A 207-nucleotide genomic window follows, 5' to 3' on the forward strand; every position below is an offset into this window, starting at 1 on the left:
CCCCTGTTACCGCCGTGAAAGGGCGGTGTCCTAGGCCACTAGACGAAGGGGACACAAACCTTCTGTACAACTGATCAGTGCTGAGTGCTGATCGATTCAAGGCCGGTGTGGCCAGACCTTGAACTGTAAATTGGTGGAGCTAAGCGGGATCGAACCGCTGACCTCCTGCATGCCATGCAGGCGCTCTCCCAGCTGAGCTATAGCCCC

The 207-nt window shown here is 57.5% G+C and carries 1 tRNA gene; it reads right to left on the reverse strand.

What is annotated here, in order from left to right:
* Positions 1–131 precede the first annotated feature (131 nt).
* Positions 132–207: transfer RNA gene (locus ACW9JE_RS31005), tRNA-Ala, on the reverse strand.

Source organism: Pseudomonas sp. SDO55104_S430 (assembly GCF_054070595.1).